Here is a 26,266-nt window from a genome sequence, read left to right as displayed (position 1 = left end):
TCGGCTGTGCCAGCTCGCCGACTTTCCTTCGCTGGGAAGAATTTTGAATTTTGAGTTCTGAATTTTGAATTGGGGGGTATAACTAATCATAAAATCATTACAAAAAAGCTAAAATAAAAGACTATAATTGTTAAGTTTTTCCTAACCTTTATATACTCAATATCAGTTCATAATCTTATGTGTTCTTTTTTAAACCGAATATAAATTAAGGTTTTATACATTTTTTTTATTGTACAAATAAAAATATTGTCGTACATTTGTATCGAAAAATTTAACGTAATATACTATTATATAAAACTATAGAACGAATGGCAGGATTATTTAAAACATCTGTAGCACGAAAGATGACGATGGCGCTCTCGGCACTCTTTCTTATCATCTTTTTGGTGATACACTTAGCCGTCAATTTTATGTCGGTACTAAGTCCGAGTACCTTTAATGTGCTCTCGCATTTTATGGGTACAAACCCACTCATACAGTTTGCTATGCAGCCTGTATTGCTTGCTGGGGTAATTTTTCACTTTGTGATGGGGTTTGTTTTGGAACTTCAAAACAAAAGAGCACGAGGCAGTGAGCCTTATTATAGTTATAACGGAGCGGCGAACTCTTCTTGGATGTCGCGCAATATGATTATCACAGGAATGCTGGTACTCCTCTTTTTAGCACTTCACTTGTGGGATTTTTGGGTAGGCGAAATGAACTATAAATACATTGAGCAATTGGCTCCGAACCCAGAGCGCTACTATGACGAGTTGGTAGAGAAGTTTGAGAACCCTATTCGTGTAGGCTTGTATGTGCTTTGCTTTGTGTTTTTGTGCTTGCACTTGCTACACGGCTTTCAGTCGGCTTTTCAATCAATGGGGTGGAAAGACGATGCTCGCAAGAAACTTATTAGCCAAGTGGGTAATTGGTATTCTTACATTATTTGTGGGGGCTTTATTTTCGTAGCTCTCTTCCATTATTTTAAACACTTATTAAATGCTTAATATTTATGAGTACATTAGATTCTAAAATTCCTGAAGGTCCTATAGCGGACAAATGGACAAAATATAAAGACCATATCAACCTTGTGAACCCTGCTAACAAGCGTAATATAGATGTGATTGTGGTGGGTACTGGTTTGGCTGGTGGTTCGGCTGCGGCTACCCTTGCTGAATTGGGCTATAATGTAAAGGCTTTTGCTTATCAAGATTCTCCACGCCGTGCGCACTCAATTGCTGCACAAGGGGGTATCAACGCTGCTAAGAACTATATGGGTGATGGTGACTCTAACTATCGCTTATTTTATGATACAGTAAAAGGGGGCGACTATCGTGCTCGTGAGGCTAACGTGTATCGCCTTGCTGAAGTATCGGGCAACATCATTGACCAATGTGTGGCTCAAGGGGTTCCTTTTGCGCGTGATTACGGTGGGCTACTTGATAACCGTTCTTTTGGTGGGGTGCTAGTTTCGCGTACTTTCTACGCTAAGGGACAAACTGGGCAACAGCTTCTTTTAGGGGCTTATGCAGCGATGAACCGCCAAATAGCTCGTGGTAAGATTGATATGTACAATCGTCACGAAATGCTGGACGTGGTAATTGTAGATGGTAAAGCGCGTGGTATCATTGCTCGTAACTTGGTAACAGGTGAAATTGAACGCCACTCGGCTCACGCTGTGGTTATTGCTTCGGGTGGTTATGGTAATGTGTACTTCCTTTCAACCAATGCGATGGGCTCTAACGCTACAGCTGCTTGGAAAATACACAAGAAAGGGGCTTACTTTGCAAACCCTTGCTTTACTCAAATTCACCCTACTTGTATTCCTCGTTCAGGCGACTACCAATCTAAACTGACTTTGATGTCGGAATCACTACGTAACGATGGTCGTATTTGGGTTCCTAAGAAAATGGAGGATGCTATAGCAATACGCGAAAAACGCAAAAAACCTACTGAAATACCTGAAGAAGACCGCGATTACTACTTGGAACGCCGCTACCCTGCTTTTGGTAACCTTGTGCCTCGTGATGTGGCTTCACGTGCTGCTAAAGAGCGTTGCGATGCTGGTTATGGTGTAAATGAAACAGGTGAAGCTGTGTACCTTGACTTTGCTTCGGCTATTGAGCGTTATGGTAAGGAACAATGTAAAATACACGGGGTAGAACCTACTAAAGAGGAGGTTACTAAACGCGGTGAAAAGATTGTTGAGGCTAAATATGGTAACCTTTTCCAAATGTACGAAAAGATTGTGGCTGAAAACCCATATAAAACACCAATGATGATTTATCCAGCTACTCACTATACTATGGGGGGTATTTGGGTGGATTACAACTTGATGACTACTATCCCTGGTTGCTATGCTATTGGTGAGGCTAACTTCTCAGACCACGGTGCGAACCGCTTGGGTGCTTCTGCACTAATGCAAGGTTTGGCTGATGGTTACTTTGTATTGCCTTATACTATTGGTGACTACTTGGCTGCTGATATTCGTACCGGTAAAATACCTACAAATACACCTGAATTTGATGAGGCTGAACGCATCGTGAAGGAGCGCTTGGCTTACTTTATCAATAACAAAGGTACGCACTCGGTAGATTATTACCATAAGAAACTTGGTAAGGTGATGTGGGATAAAGTGGGTATGGCGCGTAATGCTGAGGGCTTGAAAGAGGCTATCAGAGAAATACGCGAAATACGTGAGGACTTCTGGAAGAATGTAAAAGTACCTGGTGAGCTTACTGGTATGAACGTAGAGCTTGAAAAAGCGGGACGTGTGGCTGACTTCCTTGAACTTGGTGAGCTATTTGCTAAGGATGCTTTGGAACGCAACGAATCGTGTGGTGGACACTTCCGTGAAGAATACCAAACTCCTGATGGCGAAGCGCTTCGTGATGACAAAAACTATGCTTATGTAGCAGCTTGGCAATATACTGGTAACCCTAAAGAGGTAGTAAATACTTACAACCCAAGTGAGGAGGTGATGCATAAAGAACCTCTTGTATTTAAAGATATTGAACTAAAACAACGTAGTTATAAATAGAAAGATATGGCAACAATGAACCTAACACTAAGAGTGTGGCGACAAAAAAACTCTAAGGAGAAAGGTCGTATGGTAGATTATAAAGTAACCAACATTTCAGACCATATGTCTTTTTTGGAAATGTTGGATGTACTCAATGAGCAACTTATCGAACAAGGTGAAGAACCTGTGGCTTTTGACCACGATTGCCGCGAAGGTATCTGTGGTATGTGCTCTCTCTTCATCAACGGTGAAGCTCACGGTCCTGACCGTGGGGTAACTACTTGTCAGTTGCATATGCGTATGTTTAAAGATGGTGATACTATTACTATCGAGCCTTGGCGTGCAACGGCTTTCCCTGTAATCAAAGACTTGATGGTGGATAGAAGTGCCTTTGAACGCATACAACAAGCTGGGGGATATATCTCGGTAAACACTTCGGGTAATACACAAGATGCCAATGCTATTCCTATTCCTAAACGCGATGCCGACCGCTCTATGGACGCGGCAGCTTGTATAGGTTGCGGAGCTTGTGTGGCTACTTGTAAAAACTCTTCGGCTATGCTGTTTGTAGCTGCTAAAGTATCGCAATTTGCCCTATTGCCTCAAGGTCGTGTAGAGGCTACTGAGCGCGTACTGAATATGGTGAACCAAATGGAACACGAAGGTTTCGGTAACTGTACCAACACTGGTGCCTGCGAAGTAGAATGCCCTAAAGGTATTTCGCTTGAAAATATAGCACGCCTCAATAGAGAATACCTCAAAGCGAGTATTCGTTAATTAGCAAATTTAAAAATTAACAAATAAAAAAGCTGCCCTAGAATAGTTTGGGGCAGTTTTTTTGTTGTATATTTGTGCCCGAGTTAGAACTTTTATAGAAACGATATGAGTAGTATCATTATTCAACATTTTGGAGCTATTAAAGCATGTTGCACTCCTATAGAGATTAGAAAAGTAACCTTTTTTATAGGTAATCAGGGTAGCGGTAAGAGTACCATTGCTAAACTGATAGCTACTTTTATGTGGATAGAGAAAGCTTTAGTAAAAGAAAGCTATAATCCTGAATGGTTTGAAAGAAATGATACTTTCAAAAATTTCTTTTTAAGCTATCATCGCCTTGAAAGCTATCTTAAAGAAAATAGCTATATTGAGTATACAGGAGATGTTTTTGCTATCACTTATGCAAATGGGCAATTGTTTTTTGAAAAGCGTGGGCAAACATATTCACTTCCGCAAATAATGTATGTGCCTTCTGAGCGGAATTTTATTTCGTATATGAAAAGTATTAGGGAGCTAAAAGTAGCTTCTCCTGCTCTAAATGACTTTTTGGCAACCTATACCTATGCTAAAGAAAAGGTAACTGAAATACCGCTTCCTATCAATAATTCTTATTTGTTATACGATAAAAATAGGGATATACTCTATGTGAAAGGCGAGGAGTATAAAGTACAACTTTCAGAATCTTCAAGTGGTTTTCAGTCATTGGTGCCGTTATATTTGGTATCTGATTATTTAGTAAATAGCGTAAGAACTAAAACAGAACCAATGAGTATAGAAGAGCGTAAATTATTTGAAAAGCAGATAAAGGAAATTTATGCTAACCCTCATTTTACAGATGAGCAGCGGCGTAGTGCGGCTAATGCCTTATCGGGGAAATTCAATAAAACCTCGTTTGTAAATATAGTAGAAGAGCCTGAGCAAAACCTCTTTCCTACTTCGCAACGCGATATGCTTTATAGCTTGCTAAAAATCAATAACGAAATAGCCGCTAATAAACTGATTATCACTACCCATAGCCCTTATTTAGTGAATTATGTGTCGGTAGCAGTAGAGGCTGGAAAATTAAAGCAAGGAGTTACAGCAGAAAAAGAAGAACAACTCAATAAGATAGTACCTATTTCTTCAGTTGTAAATAGTGATGATTTGGCTATTTATCAACTCAATGAAAAAGAAGGAAGTGTTGAACTCTTAGACAGTTACGAGGGTATTCCTTCAGACGAGAATTTTTTAAATAATGAAATAGGGCGTACAAACGAACTCTTTGCTGACCTTTTAGACTTAGAATAATGGAGATAGATTTTTTTAATAGTCAATGCCAATCTGTTTCAAACAAGAAACGTTTTGGTTTATGCGATGAGCAAGATGATAAAGAGCCTGCTTATATTGATGAGCAAAACGGTGCTAAATGGATTGCGGTTGTAGAGAATGATGAATTAAAAGAAGTGCATTTCATCGCTATTGATAATTGTATTGAAATTTGGCGTGACGATGACCCTAAAAAAATGGGAAAGCGTTGTGATGGTATGCTTTGGTATGAAACAAGTATTATATTTGTAGAGCTAAAAGATAGAGTTTCTAAAAAAGACAAAAATGCTTGGGTAGAAGATGGTGAAAAACAATTAAAGCGTACTATTGAATATTTTGAGAAGACAGAGCAAAGTAATAATTTTAGAGAAAAACGTGCTTATATAGCTAATAAAGCTCATCCTACATTTAAAGAAAGTCAATTGCAACGAATGAAAAGCTTTAAACAAGAAACAGGGTACACTTTACGAATAGAAAACAGAATTAAAATACCATCATATTAGCTTCAATAAAACTCTAATTTTTTAACCATAAAATGAAAATTATAAAACAGAATAAACTTTGGTACTATCTTCGCAATTATGCTATTGTATTCTTAGGAAAGCAGGGTAGCTACCAGCAAAGAATGGCTACGCTAAAAGCTGAAATGAGTGAAGAGCAATTAGCTGCCTTAGAAGCGCGTGTGACTTACTACTGCAAGCTCTCGGCTCCTGTTGTGCTATCACGAGAAAAACATATTAGGGATTTGAGAAGCCCCAAAAGTCCGAAGGCTTACTATTTTGACACTTATCGCTATGCGCGGTATTTTGATGAAAATAATGCTATTGACTTTGTATTTGGTGATGTGATTCATACCCCAGAAAGGGCAAGCCTCGTAAAGAGTAGACCGATAGGTGATGGCAATGAAAATTCGGTATTGCTAAAACTTGATGAACCTCGCCACTATATACGCATTGTTGGCGACCAACCTTTTCGGCAAAAAAAGAACTTATTGATAGGAAGAGGTGCTATTTATCAACAACATAGATTTGATTTCTACGATAAATATTTTGGACATCAATTGTGTGATTTGGGAAGTGTTGGTAAAAAAGGGATAGGCAAAGCTGAATGGGAAAAACCTAAAATGGGACTCAAAGAGCATTTGGATTATAAATTTGTACTGAGCTTGCAAGGTAATGATGTGGCTACTAACCTGAAATGGATAATGTCGTCTAACTCGGTGGCTGTGATGCCTAAGCCTACTATTGAAACGTGGTTTATGGAGGGTACTTTGGTGGGCGGAGTGCATTATATAGAAATAGCTGCTGATTACTCTGACTTGGAAGCTCAATTGGAGTACTATATTGCGCATCCTGAGGCTTGTGAAGCGATTATAAAAAATGCGCAACAGCACACGGCTGCCTTTTGGAATAAAAAAACAGAAGAATTATGCCATTTGATGGTGCTTGAAAGATATTTTTCAATGACTAATTCTTAAAACTTCGTTATGAACCGATTAGACTTTATGAATTCTGAATTTTGAATTGGGCACAAGCTGCAAGCTTACGCTAGCGGGGGAATAGAAAACAGAATTAAAATACCATATATTAATACGTCTTCCTAAAATACAATCTTTATGAAAAGAATACTCTATCTATTAATTGTTTCTCTACTTGTGGCTAATTGCTGGCAACCTTCTGATAAAAAGGAGAATAATGAAGTCTCTCAAGCAAATAATATAAAAGAAAATCCTAAAGAAGATTTCGGCGAAGAGGAAATGCCTAAACAAAGTAATGATACTATTATTACTCCTAAAGATGTACAGGTAAATGAAGATGGTACTATTTTTTATGATCATCACCGACTCATTTACATCGAAAAAATTTCTGAACTTATAAAGAAAGTAGAAGATACTGAGATATTTAAGCTTAAAGAAATTTATAGATGTTACATCAATAAAGATGAATTAGAAGATATGATCTTAGCTTTTGATAATGAGTATACTCATTTTTCAGCTACTGGAGATATTGATTGGACTGTTGCTCCCGTTATAGTGCTACTCAACAAAGGGGATAATCTATATAAAATGTCTTATAATTCAACAATTTACCCTAATTCTTTTGGAGATAACTTTGGCAACATCTCTATAAAGAACAATTTTTTTACTATTGAATTATTTAATCAAGTACTTGAGAAATATGATTCTGAAAAGTACATCACTTTCAAATATGACGAACAGAAGAAGGATATTTTTCTTCATAGATATGGAGAGATTATCAATTGGTGGGAAAGTAAACCTACTAACACCCAACTTACTAAAAAAGATTTTGGAGAAATATCTTTTGAAGAATACGATGAAGATATGATAAAAGAATTAGTTTATAAGGTAAAGAATAAATAAAAAACTGCCCCAGAATAGTTGGGCAGTTTTTTATCTCTTATTTACTTCCTCTAAGTACGGGGTTTAACTCCTCATCGTTATACATTTTCATTTGTTTATAGACCTTCATATACTTTCTGCCTGCGGCGATATCGTCTAAAAGCTGGTTGAGGGCTGTTGAGAGGTCTTTTTTCTGTTCGAGGAGTGTATTGAGTTTTTCTTGGCACTTGGCGCGATGCTCGGAAGTGGCATCGGGGCGGGTTGCTTCTTGTTGCATATGATATATTTTGAGCGCTAAAATAGAAAGTCTATCTACTGCCCAAGCAGGACTTTCGGTATTGATAGTAGCGGTAGGGAGTGGCTGTACTCCTTTGTAAAAATCTAAAAAATAACTATCTATATACTCTACCATATCGGTGCGATCTTGGTTGGACGTATCAATTTTGCGTTTGAGGTCGAGGGCTGCTACGGGGTCGATGTGTGGGTCGCGAATGATATCTTCATAATGCCATTGCACGGTATCAATCCAATTTTTGCGATATAACAAATGGTTGAGCAAATCGGAAGTGGGATATGGATTGGTGAAGGGTTGATATACATCATCGGCAATGTGGTAGTGCGCGATGCTTTCTTCAAATATTTTAAAGGCTTTTTCTGAAAACATAGTGATTATTTTTTTGCGCAAATATAATCTTTTTTATTGAAAGTTCAATCATTTTGCGTAACTTTGCTGCAAATTTAATTTTCTACCTATGAAACAACTTTTTTATACTTTAATTTTATTTGTAATGGCTATGGAACTTTCACAAGCACAACAATCGGCTGATAATCAAACTATTTACCAATTTACCGTAGAAGATATTAACGGCAATGCCTATGCTTTATCGGGGCTTAAAGGCAAGAAAGTAATGATTGTAAATACGGCTTCTAAATGTGGGCTTACCCCTCAATACAAAGAATTAGAGGGGCTTTATCAACAATATAAAGATAAGGATTTTATCATTATAGGTTTTCCTGCTAACAACTTTTTGGGTCAGGAGCCTGGTAGTAATGAGGAAATTGCTTCTTTTTGCAGTATCAATTACGGGGTGAGTTTTCCGATGATGGCTAAAATATCTGTAAAAGGGAAAGAGATGCATCCTTTGTATCAGTTTTTGACTCAGAAGGCAAAAAACGGCGTAGAAGATAGCAAAGTGCAATGGAATTTCCAAAAGTACCTAATAGGTAGGGATGGGCGACTTGAAAAGGTGATTGCTCCGCGCACTTTGCCTACAAGTGATGAGGTAACCCAATGGATTGAACAATAATGCGTGCAAAATTTTTTACAGATTATCGCTTTATAACAATACTATGGTTTGGCTTGGCTTTGGCGACCATAGTGCAGAATGTTTTTATAAGGGGTCAGTTTAACAATTATCTTATTTTTGATGGTGTTTTTTGGCACACACTTAAGCAATTGCCTCTGTATGTCGCTTATCCTGAAGAGTATTTTGATACGAATCATTATGGGATATTGTTTAGTATTGTAATTGCTCCTTTTGCTATATTGCCTAAGTGGCTGGGGTGCACTTTGTGGATTATAGCCAATGCGGGGTTTCTGTATTGGGCTATCAGGCAATTGCCTTTGCCTAAAATGGGTATTATAGGGGTATTGCTTATCGCTGCTCACGATATGTATACGGCTGCGGCTATGCAACAATTCAATATAGGCGTTATAGCCCTTTTGGCAGGGAGTTTTGTATTTATACAGCGTGGAAAGAGCCATTGGGCTACGCTTTTTATACTAATAGGCACTCTGACAAAGCTCTATGGCATTGTAGGGCTTGCTTTCTTTTTCTTTGCGAGGGATAAATGGCGTTTTGTATGGAGCGGGGTGCTGTGGTTGGTAGTATTGGGCTGCCTGCCGATGCTTTTTACTTCGCCTGACTATGTGCTTTCGCAATACTATGATTGGTGGATATCTCTTTCTGAAAAAAACAATTCGAACACTGGGGTAACAGTGTATAACTTGCAAAATTTGTCTTTATTAGGCTTTTTACAACGCACGGGCATTTACAACAACAACGGAATAGTAATATTAGTAGGCTTACTATTATTTGCCTTGCCTTATTTGCGTATTGACCGCTATAAGGATTTAAATTTCAGATTGTTGTTATTAGCTTCTACAAGTATATTTTTATGTTTATTCAGTACGGGGACTGAAAATAGTACTTATATAATAGCTTATGTGGGTGTGGGGGTATGGTTTATGGTGAGTGAGCTGCCTATGAAGGTGAAAATAGCATTGCTTGTATTGGCTATGCTGGGTTCGCTCTCGCCTACTGACATTTTTAAGCCGCTGAAAGAGCCTTATATTATCAGATATTCATTAAGGGCAGTGCCTGTAACGCTGGTATGGCTTGCGATAGTGTGGGAGATGGTTAGTGGTAAGTTGGTAGTTCATAAAAATTAGTTAGTAGAGATGAAAACAATAGATATAGTAGTGCCTTGCTATAATGAAAGTGAAAATATTATAGCGTTTTATAGGCAAGTAAGAAAGGTTTTTACTGAAAAGTTATCTAATTATGACTATTTATTTATTTTCGTGAATGACGGAAGTAGCGATAATAGCCTAAACATACTAAAACAATTGGCTGCCGAAGACGAAAGGGTAAAATACCTATCTTTTTCTCGCAATTTTGGGCACCAATTGGCTGTAAAAGCAGGGCTTGACTTTGCTTTTGGCGATGCTGTTATCTCACTTGACGCTGATTTGCAACATCCACCTTCGCTTATACCTGAATTGGTAAAACAATGGGAAGCGGGCAACCAAGTGGTGGCTACCTTGCGCACTTATCCTGCTGATACCCCTAAAAAGAAACAAAAAACATCACAACAGTTTTACAAATTGCTGAATATGCTTTCGGATATAGAAATTAAAGAAGGTTCGGCAGATTTTCGTTTGTTGGATCGTGCTGTGGTGAAGGTAATTAGGTCGATGAAGGAGAATGAGCCTTTTTTGCGAGGCATTGTGCCTTGGGTAGGCTTTAAGCAGTGCTATGTGCCTTATACCGCACAAGCGCGGTTTGCTGGAGAAAGCAAATATACAGTGAAGAAAATGATGAACTTAGCCCTTTCGGGGGTAACAGCTTTTAGTGTAAAACCTCTTTATATAGCAGTGCTTTTGGGCTTTGGATTTTCGCTTTTGTCGCTGTTGTATATTCCTTATGTAATTTACGCTTTTGTGAGTGGCACTGAAATATCGGGCTGGGCATCACTGATTATGACCATTGTATTTTTTGGTGGATTACAGCTTATTATACTGGGTATTATAGGTATTTATATAGGAAAAATATTTAAACAAACAAAGGATAGACCTAACTACATTATTCAAGAAAGTAGTTTTTCATAAATAACAACAATGATTTATTTGAGTTTTGACATAGAAGAGTTTGATATGCCCAAAGAATACGGCTACGACATTGCTTTTGAGCGACAAATAGCTATTTCGCGGGCAGGACTTATCGCAATATTAGACTTGCTCAAAAAACACCAAATGCGTGCTACGTTTTTCTCGACTGTGGTATTTGCACAGCAAGTACCTGACCTGATAGAGCGGCTTATAGGTGAAGGACACGAGTTGGCATCGCATACTTACTTTCATTCTGATTTTGAGGAAGCTCATTTGAAATTATCAAAAGAGGCTCTTGAAGGAGAATTTGGGGTAACAATAGAGGGGTTGCGTATGCCTCGGATGCTGGAAGTAACTGCTAAAGCTGTGAAAGAGGCTGGCTATAGGTATAATTCATCTATCAATCCTACATTTTTACCTGGTAGATACAATAAACTGAGCGTTCCGAGACATTATTTTAACGAAAATGGACTTTGGCAGATACCTACAGCGGTGAGCTGTTTTAGAATACCGCTATTTTGGCTTTCTTTTCACAATTTTCCGCTATGGTTATACCGCTTTTTATTAAAAAGGAGTGTAAAATCGGTAGGATATGCGGCGCTTTACTTTCACCCTTGGGAATTTACAGATTTGCACCAAAAGGAATTTAATTTTCCTGCCTATGTGATGCGTAATACGGGTGAGGATATGATAGCACGTTTTGATAAGCTGTTGAGCTTTATAGGACAACAAGGGTGGAAAACGGGCTTATATAAAGATTTAGTGCGAGCCACACAAGCAGTTGGGGTGTAGATAAAATAGATTAATAATTAAAAATTTAAACATTAAAAATGAAATTAGATATATTAGCTTTTGGGGCGCATCCTGATGATGTGGAATTGGGGGCGGCAGGCACTATTGCTAAGGAAATTAGCTTAGGCAAAATTGTGGGTATCATAGACCTGACACAAGGCGAACTTGGCACGCGTGGAAGTGCTGAAATACGCCATCAGGAAGCTACTAAAGCCAAAGAACTATTAGGAGTAATGGTGCGCGAGAACTTGAAGTTTAGAGATGGTTTTTTTGTGAATGATGAGGCGCATCAGTTAGAAATTATCAAAAAGATACGTCAGTACCAGCCAGATATAGTACTTTGCAATGCTGTAGATGATCGCCATATTGACCATGGTAAGGGCAGCAAATTGGTTAGTGATGCTTGCTTCCTCAGTGGGCTTCGCCGTATTGAGACTACCCTTGATGGCAAAGCGCAAAGTGCTTGGCGACCTAAGGTGGTGTATCACTATATACAATGGAAAAATATAACACCTGACTTTGTAGTGGATATTACAGGATTTATGGAAGCTAAAGTAAATGCTGTGTTAGCTTATAGTTCGCAGTTTTACGATAGCAATAGCAACGAGCCTACTACGCCTATCTCTGATCGTAACTTCTTAGACAGTGTAACCTATCGCGCTCGAGACCTTGGAAGGCTAATTGGTACAGATTTTGCGGAAGGTTTTACGTGTGAGCGAGTGCCTGCCGTGAAAAGTGTTTTTGATTTGATATAATAGAAACACATTAAATTAGAATTATAGAACTGACATTAATAAAAAACAATTATGAAATTAGCATTATTAACCATAGGAATTTTGCTTCTTTGTGTAGGAGGTATGGCAATAAAAATATGGGGTAAAAAAGGAGGTAAGTTCTCTGGATCTTGCGCTAGCCAAAGTCCTTTTTTGAATCCTGAAGGGGAACCTTGTAGCTTTTGTGGTCGTATGCCTGATGAACAAGAATGCCGTAAAAAATAATGACTGATAGCTTAGAAAATCATATAACTGCTGCCAAAGAAGGCAACCAGCGCGCATTTAGTGCTTTGCTGGATGCTTATTGGAGCGATGTATATAATTTTCAACTGAAAAGGGTGGGTGATGAACAAGAGGCTGAAGACATTACAGTACAGACTTTTGCTCGTGCATTTAGCAAAATAGAACTGTATGACGCACAATACTCTTTCAGGACGTGGCTGATAACCATTTCAAAGCGCATTCACATAGATATGCTACGGCAGCAAGATGAAATGTTATTGCACTTAGGTACCGAAGAGCGGGAATCTGGATGGATAGCCGACCAATCGCCTACTGGGGAAGACCACCTCATTATGCAACAACAATCTGACACTTTACTGAAAATGATTGGGCAACTTAAAGAACCCTACAAAACGGTTATAGAGTTGCGTTATCTGCAAGAAAAAAGTTACAAGGAAATTGCTGAAACTATGCATATTACAATGAGCAACGTGAAGGTTACTCTATTGCGTGCCAAGAAAATACTTGGGGAACTATATTCAGTAGCAAATCGTTAGAAAAAGGCGAATGGTAATAATAAAAGATATTTTGGCATTATTTTTGCAAATTGTAATACATAAATAATAACTAAAAAACGTAATCAAATGGCAAATATTACATTTCACGAACAGCCTGCACACACTGCGGGTAATCTTCCTGAAGTAGGTTCTACAGCAGCCAACTTCACTTGTGTAACCAATGAGTTAAAAGAAGTAGCTTTAGCTGATTTTAAAGGCAAAAAAGTGCTCCTAAATATCTTCCCAAGTGTAGATACAGGTGTATGTGCTACTTCGGTACGTAAATTCCATACGGAAGCTGCCAAAGTGCCTAATGTAGCGATTGTGTGTGTATCAAAAGACTTGCCTTTTGCTTTAGGACGCTTTTGTGCTGCTGAAGGCATTGACAATCTTGTAATGGCATCGGATTTTCGCGGTGATTTTTCGGCTCATTATCCCGTAACATTTACTGATAGTCCGCTAAAAGGATTGCTATCACGTTGTGTAATAGTAGTAGATGAGCAAGGAAAGGTAGTATATACCGAGCAAGTGGCTGAAACCACCAATGAGCCTAACTACGAAAAGGCTTTAGCAGCTCTTGGCAAATAGGCGAGGCTATTGTCTTAAAATAGAGAGTATTCAAAAAAGAGTGGTAAATTCTTTTTGAATACTCTCTATTTTTTTGTTGTTAATTGTGATTTGTTTTGTATCTTTGCCCCATAAAAACGAGTTAAAAACTAATGGCTAAGAAAAAACAACAGGCTGACAATCAGCTAGCAAAACCATCTAAAAAGAAGAAGGCAGGCAATGGTAATTCGCGGATTATCCTTGGGATTGCCTTTATACTATTTTCGTTGTACTTGGCTTATGTATTTTTTACCTTCTTTATCTACTGGAAAGATGACCAAAGCATCGCTGCTAACCTAAGCGACCGCAGCCTATTACCCGAAAATGGCGGAAATAAAGGGGGTAGCTTCTTTACTGATACTTTTGTATTCAAAGGCTTTGGCTTTGCTACTTTCATAGGGGTAGGCTTACTGTTCCTCATAGGGATTAATTTGGTGTTTAGAAATGTAAAACGCCTTGTAAATCTCTGTTATTGGGGGGTGTTGATAATGATATATATATCCGCCGTATTGGGCTTTTGCCAAGGAGAGGCTACTGTATGGGCAGGAACTGCTGGCTATGAGCTAAACCATTGGATGCAAGATTATATAGGGGCGATGGGTACGGCGTTGGTATTGCTCTTCATCGGTTTTGTGATTATTACAATTAAGATGAAGCTAAACTTGCAAAAAATAGTAGCTAACGCCAAAAATTTTATAACAAGCCTCAGCCAAAAAACTCATAGTAATAGTGAAACTTCTACTGAAACAGCGAAAGAAGATGAAGACGAGGAAGAGGACGATGAAGAAGATGAGGATGATACACAAGCCCTCCCCCAACAGGAAATTGTAAATGACCAAGAACCACCTATAGACCCTTACACTCACAAAAACCTTATCCCTACAATAGGGGGAGGCGAGCTGGAAATTACACAGCCTATAGATGAAGAGGAAGTAACTCCTGCCATTACACCTGCTGTACCTCCTGCAATGCTTTCGCCTGAGGAATTAGCGCAACAACTGGTGGATAATTACGGTGAATACGACCCACGCTTAGAACTGAGTGATTATCGTTTTCCTACTATAGACTTGCTAAATGAGCCTAAAGACAAGGGTATCGTCATCAACGAGGAGGAACTAAAAGAGAATAATGATAAAATTATCAAGACGCTCTCTAAGTTTAAAATTGAGATACAGCGGATAAAGGCTACTGTGGGACCTACTGTTACTCTTTACGAAATAGTGCCTGCCGATGGGGTACGAATTTCAAAAATAAAAAGCTTGGAAGATGATATTGCTCTATCATTAGAGGCTTTGGGTATTCGTATTATTGCTCCTATTCCTGGTAAAGGAACTATTGGTATTGAGGTGCCTAACAAGAAACCTACAACGGTGTTTATGCGTACGATGATAAACTCATCGCGCTTTCAGAACACGGATATGGAACTTCCGATAGCCTTTGGGAAAACGATAAGCAATGAAACTTTTGTAGAAGACCTTACTAAGATGCCTCACTTGCTAATGGCTGGTGCTACAGGACAAGGGAAATCGGTAGGTATTAATGTGGTACTTACTTCTTTGCTTTACAAAAAACACCCTTCGGAGGTTAAATTTGTATTAGTAGACCCTAAAAAAGTAGAGCTTTCTATCTTTGAACATATAGAGCGGCATTTTCTTGCAAAATTGCCTAACAATGAAGATGCTATTATCACTGATTACCGAAAGGTGGTAAATACGCTAAATTCGTTGTGTATAGAAATGGAAAACCGCTATGAGTTGCTGAAGAATGCTGGGGTGCGAAACATCAAAGAATACAATACTAAGTTTAAAAAACGTATGCTAAACCCTGAAGAGGGACATCGCTTTTTGCCTTATATCGTGTTGGTAGTTGATGAGTTTGCCGACCTGATAATGACTGCAGGTAAAGAGGTGGAAATGCCTATAGCACGTTTGGCACAGCTGGCACGCGCTATCGGTATTCACTTAATTATTGCTACACAGCGTCCGACAGTGAACGTTATCACGGGAATCATCAAGGCGAACTTCCCTGCGCGTATTGCCTTCAAAGTAACTGCAAAAGTAGATTCTAAAACGATATTAGATGGTTCGGGGGCTGAACAGCTTATAGGTCGTGGAGATATGTTGTTCTCTAAGGGCAATGAGCCCATACGTATACAATGTGCTTTTGTAGATACGCCCGAAGTGCAACGAATAAATGACTATATAGGGGCTCAGCGTGCTTACCCTACCCCGTACTTATTGCCTGAATATGTGGGGCCTGATAGTGAGCCTACTGATAATAGTGATTTTGACCCTTCAGAACGAGATTCGATGTTTCGCGAAGCTGCTGAAATAGTGGTTAACTCTCAACAAGGGTCGGCTTCGTTCTTGCAACGAAAGCTGAAATTGGGTTATAATCGTGCGGGTAGGGTTATAGACCAGCTGGAATACGCTGGGATAGTAGGTCCTTTTGAGGGTAGCAAAGCAAGACAGGTGCTTATCCCTGACCTTGCAAGCCTAAATAATCTTCTGGGTGAATAAAAATAAAGTTATGAGAATTGTATTTATGGGTACTCCCGATTTTGCATTGGGAAGCCTAAAAGCATTAGTAGAAAACCATTATAATGTGGTGGGGGTAGTAACTGTTGCCGATAAACCTGCTGGAAGAGGACAGAAGTTATATCAATCGCCAGTGAAAGTGTATGCAGAACAAATGGGGATACCTGTACTACAACCTGTAAAACTAAAAGATGAGGCTTTCGTAGAGGCGCTCAAAGCGCTTGCCCCTGATGTGCAAATAGTAGTGGCTTTCCGTATGCTTCCCGAAGTAGTTTGGCGATTGCCTCGCTTGGGTACTTTCAATCTTCACGCTTCATTATTACCTAACTATCGTGGTGCTGCGCCTATCAATTGGGCTATTATCAATGGCGAAAAAGAAACGGGTGTTACTACTTTTTTCATAGATGAGAAAATAGATACTGGCGCTATCATACAGCAAGCCGTTACTCCTATAGCACCTCACGAAACCGCAGGAACACTTCACGATAAACTAATGACGCAAGGCGCACAACTCGTGCTACAAACTATTGATAGCATAGCTAACGGCACTTGCCAAACACAGCCTCAAAACAAAGAGATTACATATGCTGAAGCTCCTAAAATATACAAAGAGACTTGCAAGATAAATTGGGAGACTAATGGAACGGCTATTGAACAGCTTATCAGAGGAATGAGCCCCTACCCTACTGCCTGGACGGAAATGCCTCTGAACGGGGAACTATTGCAGCTAAAAATATATGATGCTATATTTGAACCTGCACAACATAGCGAAGAAGTAGGTAAGTTCATCATAGAAAAGAAAACAATGAAGGTAACTGTAAAAGATGGTTATATACAGCTATTAGAAGTGCAATTACCTGCTAAAAAGCGAATGAAAATAGCTGATATGCTTAACGGTTTAAAATAAACTACAATATTAATCGTTTAAAATACAATAAAACTATGAGTGTTTTTACAAAAATTATCAATGGGGAAATACCTTGTTATAAGGTAGCTGAAGACGATAATTTCATTGCGTTTTTTGATATCAACCCCAATGCCTTAGGGCATACACTTTGTGTACCTAAAAAGGAAATTAACTACATTTTTGATATGGAAGATGAGCTTTATCTAAAGCTAATGGCTTTCTCTAAAAAAGTAGCTACTGCATTAAAAAAAGTAGTGCCTTGTGAGCGTATAGGAGTAGCTGTAGTAGGGCTTGAAGTACCTCACGTGCACGTGCATCTTATCCCAATCAGCAAAATGAGTGAAATGACTTTCTTAGAGAAAGTACACCCTACCGATGAAACCTTCAAAGACTTAGCCAACAAGGTTAGTGCAGCCCTTTAGTTGCAATACTATATTGGCAAAACAAAAAAGCTATCAATAGTCATATGATTATTGATAGCTTTTTTTGTTTCAAAAAGTTACTCGTTATTTAGCGTTAAGTACTTCATCTAAAGCGTCAGTATAAGCTTTTTTAGGAGCTACCCCTACTTGTCTACCTACTACTTCACCATTATTGAAGATTAAAACTGTAGGAATGTTGCGAATTCCATATTTACCAGCAAATTCTTGGTTGTTATCTACATCTACTTTGCCTACTACTACTCTCCCTTCGTATTCCTTAGATACTTCTTCAATTACAGGAGCAAGCATACGGCAAGGTCCACACCAAGTTGCCCAAAAATCTACCAATACAGGTTGTGTACTCTTCAGTACCAACTCTTCAAAATTTCCGTCTGTTATTTCTAATGCCATATTTATATATTTTTTAGTTGTTTTTAATTTTATAGTGCAAAGGTACTAATTTTTTCCGTTATGTTATATAGAAAATTATACTTTTTTGTTATACCATTATCAGCGTTGTACTGATTGTAAAAAGCTTTTGAAACTTTCTTTTTCATCTTGAAAAGTAAACTTATCAAGTAGCAAATAGTAATTTTGAGGGTCTATTACACGATCGTAGGCTGACTTTGCCAGCGAAAGCTTGCTATTGCCAAAAGAAAGCGATGATATAAGCTCACCCACCTGCGCAGTAGTAAGAACTACCAAATTCTTCTGCATATTGAAGAAAGATAGCTTTTCATCATCAAAAGTTTGCTTTTTGTACATTGTTATAAACTTTTGATATTCTTCTGGAGGCATTGGTCTACCTATTTGCATTGCAAAATCACCTCCTGAGTATGACCTATTCCAAACATCATTCCACTGCCTTCCGTGATATGAAGGCTCATTGTTATTCAATGTTATCTCGTCTAATAAATACAATCCACCTTGCGTGAAAAAGTCCATTACCATACGTGTATTATCACGAGGGCTGATGGTTACTCTATAAATAAGCTGGCGTCCTGCCCATATAGAAAGCGGTTGCGATACTGAGGCTAAGTCAAAAAAGCGAAACATACCATTGGCATTTGTTATTTCTTGGTCGCCAATGCTTACCGTAAAGCGTCCTTGTTCTGGAATACGTATAAATACCTCCGAATAGCCTCTATTATAATCAGCTTCCCAACGATAATCAATATTGATAGTTACCCCACCGCGCCCTATTACAGCACGAGACTGCTTGTTGGGCTGATATTCATTTTGCAATAAACGCCCTGCACTACCCACTTGTTGCGCTCTTACAGCAACAGCCATCACGAAAGCTATAATAAGCAAACCTATTTTTTTCATTTCTCTTTGTATTTTATAAGAATAGAGTAGCTAATACCGTGCCAAAATATTATTTCTTCTTTTTAGTAGTTTTCGTTTTGGGAGCTTTTTCGTTTAATAATGCCAACGCTTGTTCTTTGCTAAAAGTCTCTACATCAGTCTCTTTAGGAAGTTCTATCTTTGTTTTTCCTTTGATGAGCGTATAACGACCCCAGCGCGCTTTCTCTAAGCGTATTTCACCCTCATCCCATTGTTTTACAACTTTTTCTTGTTCTTTCTGTAGCTTGCTTTCTATCAGCTCTTCTACATCTTTAGGGGTCAGTCTATCAAAATTATATTTTTTAGTTACATTGATGTAAATATTATTCCATTTTATAAAAGGCCCAAATCTTCCTACCCCTTTTGTAACCTCAGCACCCTCATAGATAGCTATAGGAGCATCTGCTTTCTTCTTTTCGCTTATCAATTCTTTTGCTCGCTCTAAAGTTACCGAAAAAACATCTTCACCTTTAGCCAATGAAATATAAGCATCACCGTAATGTACATAAGGCCCAAATTTGCCTACGTTTACTTCTACGTTTTTACCATCAACAATTCCTAAATGGCGTGGTAACTCAAAGAGTTTTAGTGCCTCTTCAAAAGTAATCGTCTCTATTGACATTCCCGCCAACAAACTTGCATAAATAGGCTTTTCAGCATCTTCAGGGTTACCTATTTGTGCCATTGCTCCGTAGCGCCCCAAACGAACACTTAGCGGGCGACCCGTTTTAGGGTCTGTACCCAATAAGCGTTCACCCGTTTCTCGCCCCGAATTCTTTTCTACATTCTCTACTATAGGGTGAAAATGAGTGTAAAACTTACCAAGCATTTCTGTCCAATTTTCACTTCCTTCGGCTATAAGGTCAAAACTATTTTCTACATTTGCTGTAAAATTATAGTCCATAATAGTATCAAAATGAGCTACTAAAAAGTCATTTACAACACTACCTATATCCGTAGGAATAAGTTTACCTTTGTCGGCACCCACCCTTTCGGTAAGTGTTTTTTTCTCTATAGTGTTATTTACAAGCCTAAGCAGCTGATAGTTACGCAATTCACCTTCCAAGGTCGAACGTTCCACATAACCCCTATTTTGAATCGTAGAAATAGTAGGTGCATAAGTTGAAGGACGTCCAATACCCAATTCTTCAAGTTTTTTCACCAGCGAAGCCTCAGTATAACGAGGCTGAGGACGCGTAAATCGCTCAGTAGCAGTAATATTTTTATTAGTAAGTGGTTCGCCTTCTTTTAGGGTAGGCAACATCCCCTCTTGCTCTTCGTCTTCATCGTCCGTACTTTCCAAATAAACTTTCAAAAATCCGTCAAACTGAATCATTTCGCCCGTAGCTGTAAAAAGCTCGTGATGCTTGTCGTTTTCTATTTTTGCAATAGTACGTTCTAACTGAGCATCAGCCATTTGAGAGGCAAGAGTACGTTTCCAAATAAGTTCGTATAGCTTATTTTGGTCTGGTTCAGCAGCTATGGTAGGTTTGCTCATATCTGTAGGGCGTATTGCCTCGTGAGCCTCTTGTGCCCCTTTGCTCTTAGTCGCAAAATTCCTTACCTGACTATATTTATCGCCAAAAAGCTGTACAACAGTATTTTTAGCACTATTCAAAGCCTCTTGCGACAAATTTACGCTATCAGTACGCATATAAGTTATAAAACCAGACTCGTATAAGCGTTGTGCTACCGACATCGTTTTGCTTACTGAAAAATGAAGCTTGCGTGCTGCCTCTTGTTGTAGTGTAGAAGTCGTAAAAGGAGGTGCTGGCGATTTTTTGGTCGGTTTTTTCTCTAATGATTGTACTTTGAAGTTCGCCCCTATATTTTTTTGTAGAAAAGCCTCTGCTTCTGCCTGTGTATTAAAACTTTTTGATAGCGAAGCTTTTACTATTTTTCCTTCCGAAGTAGTAAATTCAGCCGTAATTTTGTATGACGATTGAGTTTTGAAGTCTTGTATTTCGCGCTCGCGTTCAACAATCAGTCGCACAGCTACCGATTGCACGCGCCCTGCCGAAAGACCGCTTTTTATTTTCTTCCATAGCACAGGCGAAAGCTCGTACCCCACTAAGCGGTCAAGCACACGGCGTGCTTGTTGTGCATTAACTAAATTGTAATCAATACCTCGCGGGTTCTTGATAGCTTTTTCAATAGCAGCTTTGGTGATTGAGTTGAAAACAATACGTTTGGTATTAGCTTCATTTAGATGAAGCGTTTCCGCTAAATGCCAAGCAATAGCCTCTCCTTCGCGGTCTTCATCCGATGCTAGCCATACCATTTCGGCTTTAGATGTAAGTGCTTTGAGCTCTTTTACCAAGTTCTTTTTATCGTTCGAAATCAAATACTGTGGTTTGAATCCGTTTTGCACATCTACTCCCAATTCATTGGAAGGCAAGTCAGCAATATGCCCATAACTCGATACTACTTTATAGTCTTTACCAAGAAATTTTTCAATAGTTTTTGCTTTTGCTGGCGACTCAACAATCACTACATTTTTAGCCATACGCTTCTATGTTTTTTTAGTTATTGCGGGCAAAGGTACAAAATAATGTTTAATTGCCAATAATTAATTTTAAATTCCTGCCAACCGCCCATTCCACCCCTAAGTGAGATTGTCGGTGTCATATTTCTTTGCCAAAGAGAAATCCTATCTCATAAATATAGAAAGACCCTCTCTTTTTGTCTTCATAGTATAGTTTTCCTTCTTTTTGTTGAAAGTTATATATTGTATCCATTCCATCTATAATAGAATGGTTTAAAGTATTTAATTTTATACTATATTTCCAATATTTATCCTCGTCATTACTAAAGGAAAAAGAAAGTTGTTTTTCTTTAGGAGTTCTATAAAAGCACATTCCTGAACTTATCATTACAGAATCTACTTTCCCAAAAGAATCAAAATATATTTTCTCTCTTACAGCATATTCTTTATTGCTAAAACAATACATTTCATACTCTGAAAAACCTGTAGAATTACGTATTTCTATTCTACTTTGGATGTAAAAACGTTCTTGGTTTTTGTTATATTGGCAAGAAAAAAGAAAAAGAATTATGATTATAATTCCTTTAACTTTTAGTAATTGTCTCATTTTTTTTAACATTTTTCTCTCTTTTTCTCCATTTTTTTACCACTTCTCGTGTTTCTAATATTTGGTTTTTAGGAATAACACCAAAACATCTAATTTCCTAATTCTCTAATTTGCTAATTATCATATGGTATCACCTTTATCTGCCCACTTTCGTATTCAGCCAAAAACACTTGTGACGGACTTTCATAGCCTAATTCTTGCAGTTTTGCAAGCAACCATTCTTCGGTTTTATCCACATCCTCCAACACGCTTTTCTGAATAATCCCATCAGTGATGATAGGATATTTAGGGTTCTCTTCGCCTGCCAATACAATAATGAGCTCGCCGTTTTGTTCAAGCACCGCCCTTTTCACATTTCTGATATAGTATATCCCCTCTTTACGAAGTTTAAAAGCCAGCTCGTGTGCTGTAATTTTAGCCCTCTTACAAGCAGCAATATCTATTTTGCCCCGATTGATAACAATCACAGGGGCTCCATCTATAAATCTCCTAAAAGCGTGATTTTTAGTTTTAAGTTGTCGCAAACCAATGATTAAAAATGCCCAAATAAGCAAAACAATTGTAAACTGAAAGAGATTCACCGCTGGACTGTAAATCACACCCCCGATAATTCCCCCCAGCACGTAATTTTGCACCTGATCCATAGCCGAAGTAGGTGCCAAATTGCCCTTGCCCGATTTGTTGATAATCAACACAAGTGCCAACAAGCCTAAAAATAGTTTTAGAAATACATCTAAGTAAAAAAACTCATCCGATTCGAGATAAGGTATTGTAAACATAAATTTGATAAATTAGAATGAAATATTAAGCCCTATTTCCATAGTGTTGTAGTCTTTTCGCACAGATACAATAGGAGCAGTGTCGTAAATAAGACGATAAGTACCCACGATGCCTATCGTAGGAGTGATGTTGTATCTAAGATCTGCCGCTCCACCATAGCGTGCCTCTTTAAAAGTACTATCAGGACGAGTTTGATGAATAGCAGTAGTGGTAAGCTCCCATTTTTCACCTAATCGAAGTTTATAGCTAAGCGACAAATGAGTTTTGATACTATTTGTATAAGCGTAGTCAGGATTGTTGGTATTGGGGGCTGGGTGTTGCCATTTTTCGTGTTCAAAGAATACACCTACCGCAGCAAACATTAGTGAAGTTTTAGTATTTATTAGCCGGTAGCGCGATTGCAAGCCTGCAGAAATCTTGTGGTTCATACCCCTACTTTCAGCCCATTGCGATTCAGCATAAGGATATAACTCAAAAGCGTGGTCTAACAAATAGCGGTATTCCAAATGTATATAACCCCCACTTACGATAAGCATTCTGCCATAGGTAGAAAACTCAAATTTATTGATAACGTTTATCACCCTATTGCGGTTGAGCAGTAAATTGAGGTTAGCCGTATTTTTGAGTGTGAAAACATTAGCTTTTTCAGTTTTAAAATCCAAAATAGGCATCAAAGTACCTTGTAGTGTCTTGGTGCTGTCTATTGTCATAGTCAGATTTTCCGAAAAAAGCATCTGCGAATAAGCAGTAGCCGAAAACAGCAATGCCCCTAATAAAGAAAGTAATTGTTTCATCGTGATTTTTAAGTTTTTCTTTTTCGGGCGCAAAAATAGTAATAATTAGCAAATTAGCAATTTGCTAATTCCCCAATTTCCTAATTCCCCAATTTGCTAATTTCCCTTTACAAACGTGCTGGCAGGCAGTCCCGCACCATTCACCAAATTGCCATCGGTGAACGGAGCAAAGCCATAACGCACCTGTTGCGGATGCGGAACCTCAGGGCTGCTCACCTCTATAGCTTCACCCACCACTTTTGCTGTAGCAGGATAGAAAATACCATTGCGCCCCGCCACTTCAAAACTACGCAAAGCCTTCCCATCAGCACTATGCATTCCCTTATCGTAATCAAAAAAGAGAGTAGCCACACTACCTTTGAATGAAACCGACTTGCACAAAGGACCCGAAGGCACTATATCTTTGCGCCCATAGCTATCGTAAAGAGCCCAATAAGCCAGCCGTTCCCCTATAGGGCGCTTGTTTTGAGGGTGCACATCGGTAGGGTGTCCATAGTCGTAAGACACCGCCATTCCCAGATGAGAAGCCGAGTAAAGCAAACGCCGCTGCGCCTCTCTAAACCACCCCCACGAAGATCTGTTGATACTCGATAATTGAACGTAATAAAAAGGCATATCAGGCTGATGCCAAGTTTCACGCCAGCTCTCTACAAGCAAGGTAAACAGTTTGCTATAAGCCTCTTTATTATGAGCGTTCGATTCCCCTTGATACCATATTACCCCCTTGATAGCCAATGATTTCAACGGAGCTATCCCCGCCTCGTAAAGATAACAAGGCTCATAAGGATGCCGCTGACTCTTATCGTTTGCTTTGGCAATGTTCTCACCAGCGCGCTTGCGCACCCAGTCCATTATAAAATCGTTGTTACGCCAATCGCTGAGAATACGAGGAAAGCGCTTTTCAAGAGTATGCCTATCCACCCACGCTTCCGTAGGCGACCCCCCTACAGCATTACAGATAAGCCCTATCGGCATATCAGTTGTTTCTTGAAGTTTTTTGCCAAAATAGTAGCCTACTGCCGAAAACTGAGCCGCCGTCTCAGGGCTGCACATCTGCCACTGGGCAGGAGTGAAATACTGCAAGTGATTGATACTATCAAGAGTTGAAGGCTCCCACGCCACAGCATCAGTACGCCAGCGCGCTTTCATATCACAAAAGCGAATAGTAGGATACGTAGCTTGCGGAATGTCAGTACCTCCCGTAGAAGCCTGACTAAGAGTAAATTCCATATTCGATTGCCCCGAGCAAAGCCATACATCGCCCGCTATGATATTCTTAAACACCTTCTTCTCCTTTCCCGACTCAACGCTTAGCGTATAAGTTTCTTTAGCTTTCAAAGGAGCTAATATCACCTGCCATTGCCCATTGTCTGTAGCCGTAGTGCTCAGCTGTTGTTCTCCTATGCTGATAGCTACGCGCGCCTTTGCATTAGCAATCCCCTCAATTACCAGCGGTCTGCCGTGCTGAAGTACCATATTATCACTGTAGAAAGCAGGCAGTTGCAGCCCCCCATAATTACCCGTGATAGCCTTGTATACCACTTCCGCTATCCTTGCAGCCCCTTCAGCATTAGGGTGCACCGCATCGGGCAAGAGCTGTGGGTAAGCATATAAAGGACTGTGGAAGTCTATCAGTTGCACCTTCGCCTCTTCGGCAATGCGCTGTATAGCCCCCTGTATTTCCTCGTGCCAATCACGAGTCCCCGACTCAAAGCGCGGATGCGTATGCCCTATAGGAGTCATCAGGGCAATAAGAATGCGCACCTTCGGGTTTACCTTCTTAAAACTATTGATAAGAGTGAGATAATCAGTAATAAAATCATCGCGATAATTAGGCCAGTTGCGCGGGTCAGTATCGTTGATACCCAAGTGAATCACCACTATATCAGCCTCAAAAGCAAGCGCTTGCTTGTATTCCTCTTGTTCTATATAAGGGCGATGACCTTTGCTTAGCAAGGTAGCCCCCGATTTCCCAAAATTCCCCACCAAATACGGCTTTCCCAATGCGCGTTGCAGTACCGCCGGATAAGCATCGCTTTCGCGGTTTTCAAGCAAATAGCCATAAGTAATACTATTGCCCACACAAGCTACTTTGATAGTTTTTTTCTGCGCACAGCCTATAAAGCTTAATAACAGAAAAAGAAGAAATAATTGTTTTTTCATTGTTGGTTATTTTTATTACCCTATTGGTTTATGGTGCAAAGATACCCGTTTTTATTGAATATATAGCTCTGCACAAAATTATTTTCTCTCCCTCCACCCCCACTTGCGCTATCCGTGCGTCACACACTTTAGCAAACTTTCAAAGTTTGCTAAAGTTTTTCTACCCCCCAATTCAAAATTCAGAATGCGCCACACACTTTGGCAAACTTTCAGAGTTTGCCAAAGTTTTTCTACCCCCCCAATTCAAAATTCAAAATTCATAATTGTTCCCCAGCGAACCTTGAGCGAAGGTTCAGCGAAGGATGAGCGAAGGAAAGTCGGCGAGCTGGCACAGCCGAGTATGTGACGAAGGATAAGCGAATTAATAGTACAATTGCGACATACCTCCTTTTTTGAAGGGATTGCGCCACACCCCCGCTGGCGCAAGCTTGCAGCTTGTGC

27 protein-coding genes are annotated in these 26,266 nt (G+C 39.2%); 18 read left to right on the top strand and 9 right to left on the bottom strand.

The annotated features are described in order from the left end of the window. The first annotated feature begins 308 nt into the window (after positions 1–308). The 7 genes from HMPREF9075_RS10830 (at position 309) to HMPREF9075_RS10800 (ending at position 7,463) form a co-directional block, all read left to right on the top strand. Positions 309–986: a succinate dehydrogenase cytochrome b subunit gene (locus tag HMPREF9075_RS10830; protein WP_009416648.1), complete on the top strand. Its 678-nt coding sequence runs from the start codon at positions 309–311 to the stop codon at positions 984–986. A 5-nt stretch (positions 987–991) separates the two neighbouring features. Next, on the top strand, positions 992–3,019 hold the full coding sequence (locus HMPREF9075_RS10825) for a fumarate reductase/succinate dehydrogenase flavoprotein subunit (protein WP_009416647.1): 2,028 nt from the start codon (positions 992–994) through the stop codon (positions 3,017–3,019). 6 nt (positions 3,020–3,025) lie between these two features. Further along, positions 3,026–3,778, top strand: coding sequence for a succinate dehydrogenase/fumarate reductase iron-sulfur subunit (locus HMPREF9075_RS10820; RefSeq protein ID WP_009416646.1), 753 nt, complete (start codon positions 3,026–3,028; stop codon positions 3,776–3,778). 105 nt (positions 3,779–3,883) lie between these two features. Then, positions 3,884–5,065, top strand: a complete 1,182-nt coding sequence (locus HMPREF9075_RS10815; RefSeq protein WP_009416645.1) for an AAA family ATPase — start codon at positions 3,884–3,886, stop codon at positions 5,063–5,065. Beyond that, positions 5,065–5,586, top strand: coding sequence for a hypothetical protein (locus tag HMPREF9075_RS10810; protein WP_009416644.1), 522 nt, complete (start codon positions 5,065–5,067; stop codon positions 5,584–5,586). The genes HMPREF9075_RS10815 and HMPREF9075_RS10810 overlap by 1 nt, the downstream gene beginning before the upstream one ends. Positions 5,587–5,618: 32 nt before the next feature. Further along, positions 5,619–6,560 (top strand): glycosyl transferase family 90, encoded by a 942-nt coding sequence (locus HMPREF9075_RS10805; protein WP_009416643.1) that lies wholly within the window; start codon positions 5,619–5,621, stop codon positions 6,558–6,560. Between the two features lie 138 nt (positions 6,561–6,698). After that, positions 6,699–7,463 (top strand): hypothetical protein, encoded by a 765-nt coding sequence (locus tag HMPREF9075_RS10800; protein ID WP_009416642.1) that lies wholly within the window; start codon positions 6,699–6,701, stop codon positions 7,461–7,463. Positions 7,464–7,500: 37 nt separating this feature from the next. On the opposite strand, the gene HMPREF9075_RS10795 is transcribed toward HMPREF9075_RS10800, so the two are convergent. After that, positions 7,501–8,106 (bottom strand): DUF4254 domain-containing protein, encoded by a 606-nt coding sequence (locus HMPREF9075_RS10795; RefSeq protein ID WP_009416641.1) that lies wholly within the window; start codon positions 8,104–8,106, stop codon positions 7,501–7,503. Positions 8,107–8,194: 88 nt separating this feature from the next. Between HMPREF9075_RS10795 and HMPREF9075_RS10790 the strand changes: the two genes are divergently transcribed. The 11 genes from HMPREF9075_RS10790 to HMPREF9075_RS10740 all read left to right on the top strand — a co-directional run bounded on the left by HMPREF9075_RS10790 (position 8,195) and on the right by HMPREF9075_RS10740 (position 17,649). Next, the gene (locus HMPREF9075_RS10790) at positions 8,195–8,749 is read left to right on the top strand and encodes a glutathione peroxidase (protein ID WP_009416640.1); all 555 of its coding nucleotides are present in this window, start codon (positions 8,195–8,197) and stop codon (positions 8,747–8,749) included. Beyond that, positions 8,749–9,894 (top strand): glycosyltransferase family 87 protein, encoded by a 1,146-nt coding sequence (locus HMPREF9075_RS10785; RefSeq protein ID WP_009416639.1) that lies wholly within the window; start codon positions 8,749–8,751, stop codon positions 9,892–9,894. Before HMPREF9075_RS10790 ends, HMPREF9075_RS10785 begins: the two co-directional genes overlap by 1 nt. 9 nt (positions 9,895–9,903) lie before the next feature. Continuing rightward, on the top strand, positions 9,904–10,833 hold the full coding sequence (locus HMPREF9075_RS10780) for a glycosyltransferase family 2 protein (protein WP_009416638.1): 930 nt from the start codon (positions 9,904–9,906) through the stop codon (positions 10,831–10,833). Positions 10,834–10,842: 9 nt separating this feature from the next. Then, the gene (locus tag HMPREF9075_RS10775; RefSeq protein ID WP_009416637.1) at positions 10,843–11,625 is read left to right on the top strand and encodes a polysaccharide deacetylase family protein; all 783 of its coding nucleotides are present in this window, start codon (positions 10,843–10,845) and stop codon (positions 11,623–11,625) included. Between the two features lie 38 nt (positions 11,626–11,663). Continuing rightward, positions 11,664–12,380 carry a bacillithiol biosynthesis deacetylase BshB1 gene (bshB1, locus tag HMPREF9075_RS10770; protein ID WP_009416636.1) on the top strand — a complete coding sequence of 239 codons (717 nt, stop codon included), beginning with the start codon at positions 11,664–11,666 and terminating at the stop codon, positions 12,378–12,380. Positions 12,381–12,431: 51 nt separating this feature from the next. After that, on the top strand, positions 12,432–12,623 hold the full coding sequence (locus HMPREF9075_RS10765; RefSeq protein WP_009416635.1) for a hypothetical protein: 192 nt from the start codon (positions 12,432–12,434) through the stop codon (positions 12,621–12,623). Next, complete coding sequence (locus HMPREF9075_RS10760) at positions 12,623–13,177, top strand: RNA polymerase sigma factor (RefSeq protein ID WP_009416634.1); 555 nt, start codon at positions 12,623–12,625, stop codon at positions 13,175–13,177. Before HMPREF9075_RS10765 ends, HMPREF9075_RS10760 begins: the two co-directional genes overlap by 1 nt. Before the next feature lie 87 nt (positions 13,178–13,264). Continuing rightward, positions 13,265–13,765 (top strand): thiol peroxidase, encoded by a 501-nt coding sequence (gene tpx / locus HMPREF9075_RS10755; protein ID WP_009416633.1) that lies wholly within the window; start codon positions 13,265–13,267, stop codon positions 13,763–13,765. 131 nt (positions 13,766–13,896) lie between these two features. After that, complete coding sequence (locus HMPREF9075_RS10750; RefSeq protein WP_009416632.1) at positions 13,897–16,302, top strand: DNA translocase FtsK; 2,406 nt, start codon at positions 13,897–13,899, stop codon at positions 16,300–16,302. Positions 16,303–16,312: 10 nt separating this feature from the next. Further along, positions 16,313–17,227 (top strand): methionyl-tRNA formyltransferase, encoded by a 915-nt coding sequence (fmt, locus tag HMPREF9075_RS10745; protein ID WP_034557585.1) that lies wholly within the window; start codon positions 16,313–16,315, stop codon positions 17,225–17,227. A gap of 35 nt (positions 17,228–17,262) precedes the next feature. Further along, positions 17,263–17,649: an HIT family protein gene (locus tag HMPREF9075_RS10740; protein WP_009416630.1), complete on the top strand. Its 387-nt coding sequence runs from the start codon at positions 17,263–17,265 to the stop codon at positions 17,647–17,649. An 84-nt stretch (positions 17,650–17,733) separates the two neighbouring features. Here HMPREF9075_RS10740 and trxA read toward each other — a convergent pair whose 3' ends face one another. From trxA to HMPREF9075_RS13910, 8 genes are all read right to left on the bottom strand, one after another. Then, positions 17,734–18,093 (bottom strand): thioredoxin, encoded by a 360-nt coding sequence (gene trxA, locus HMPREF9075_RS10735; protein ID WP_353956036.1) that lies wholly within the window; start codon positions 18,091–18,093, stop codon positions 17,734–17,736. Positions 18,094–18,159: 66 nt separating this feature from the next. Continuing rightward, positions 18,160–18,978, bottom strand: coding sequence for a DUF4476 domain-containing protein (locus HMPREF9075_RS10730; RefSeq protein ID WP_009416628.1), 819 nt, complete (start codon positions 18,976–18,978; stop codon positions 18,160–18,162). 49 nt (positions 18,979–19,027) lie between these two features. Then, positions 19,028–21,502, bottom strand: coding sequence for a type I DNA topoisomerase (topA, locus tag HMPREF9075_RS10725; protein ID WP_009416627.1), 2,475 nt, complete (start codon positions 21,500–21,502; stop codon positions 19,028–19,030). A 118-nt stretch (positions 21,503–21,620) separates the two neighbouring features. Continuing rightward, positions 21,621–22,088, bottom strand: coding sequence for a hypothetical protein (locus HMPREF9075_RS10720; RefSeq protein WP_062079426.1), 468 nt, complete (start codon positions 22,086–22,088; stop codon positions 21,621–21,623). 113 nt (positions 22,089–22,201) lie between these two features. After that, a complete protein-coding gene (locus HMPREF9075_RS10715) occupies positions 22,202–22,867 on the bottom strand; it encodes a DUF421 domain-containing protein (RefSeq protein WP_009416625.1) in 666 nt (221 codons plus the stop codon). 12 nt (positions 22,868–22,879) lie between these two features. Continuing rightward, positions 22,880–23,662 (bottom strand): DUF481 domain-containing protein, encoded by a 783-nt coding sequence (locus HMPREF9075_RS10710; RefSeq protein ID WP_009416624.1) that lies wholly within the window; start codon positions 23,660–23,662, stop codon positions 22,880–22,882. A 96-nt stretch (positions 23,663–23,758) separates the two neighbouring features. Beyond that, positions 23,759–25,825 carry a GDSL-type esterase/lipase family protein gene (locus tag HMPREF9075_RS10705; protein ID WP_009416623.1) on the bottom strand — a complete coding sequence of 689 codons (2,067 nt, stop codon included), beginning with the start codon at positions 25,823–25,825 and terminating at the stop codon, positions 23,759–23,761. A 243-nt stretch (positions 25,826–26,068) separates the two neighbouring features. After that, on the bottom strand, positions 26,069–26,266 hold a 198-nt coding region (locus tag HMPREF9075_RS13910), incomplete at its 5' end, for a hypothetical protein (protein ID WP_232305104.1).

Origin of the sequence: Capnocytophaga sp. oral taxon 332 str. F0381 (assembly GCF_000318275.2) — a bacterium.
GTDB lineage: Bacteria > Bacteroidota > Bacteroidia > Flavobacteriales > Flavobacteriaceae > Capnocytophaga > Capnocytophaga bilenii.
This window is presented reverse-complemented; position numbering and strand designations above follow the sequence as displayed.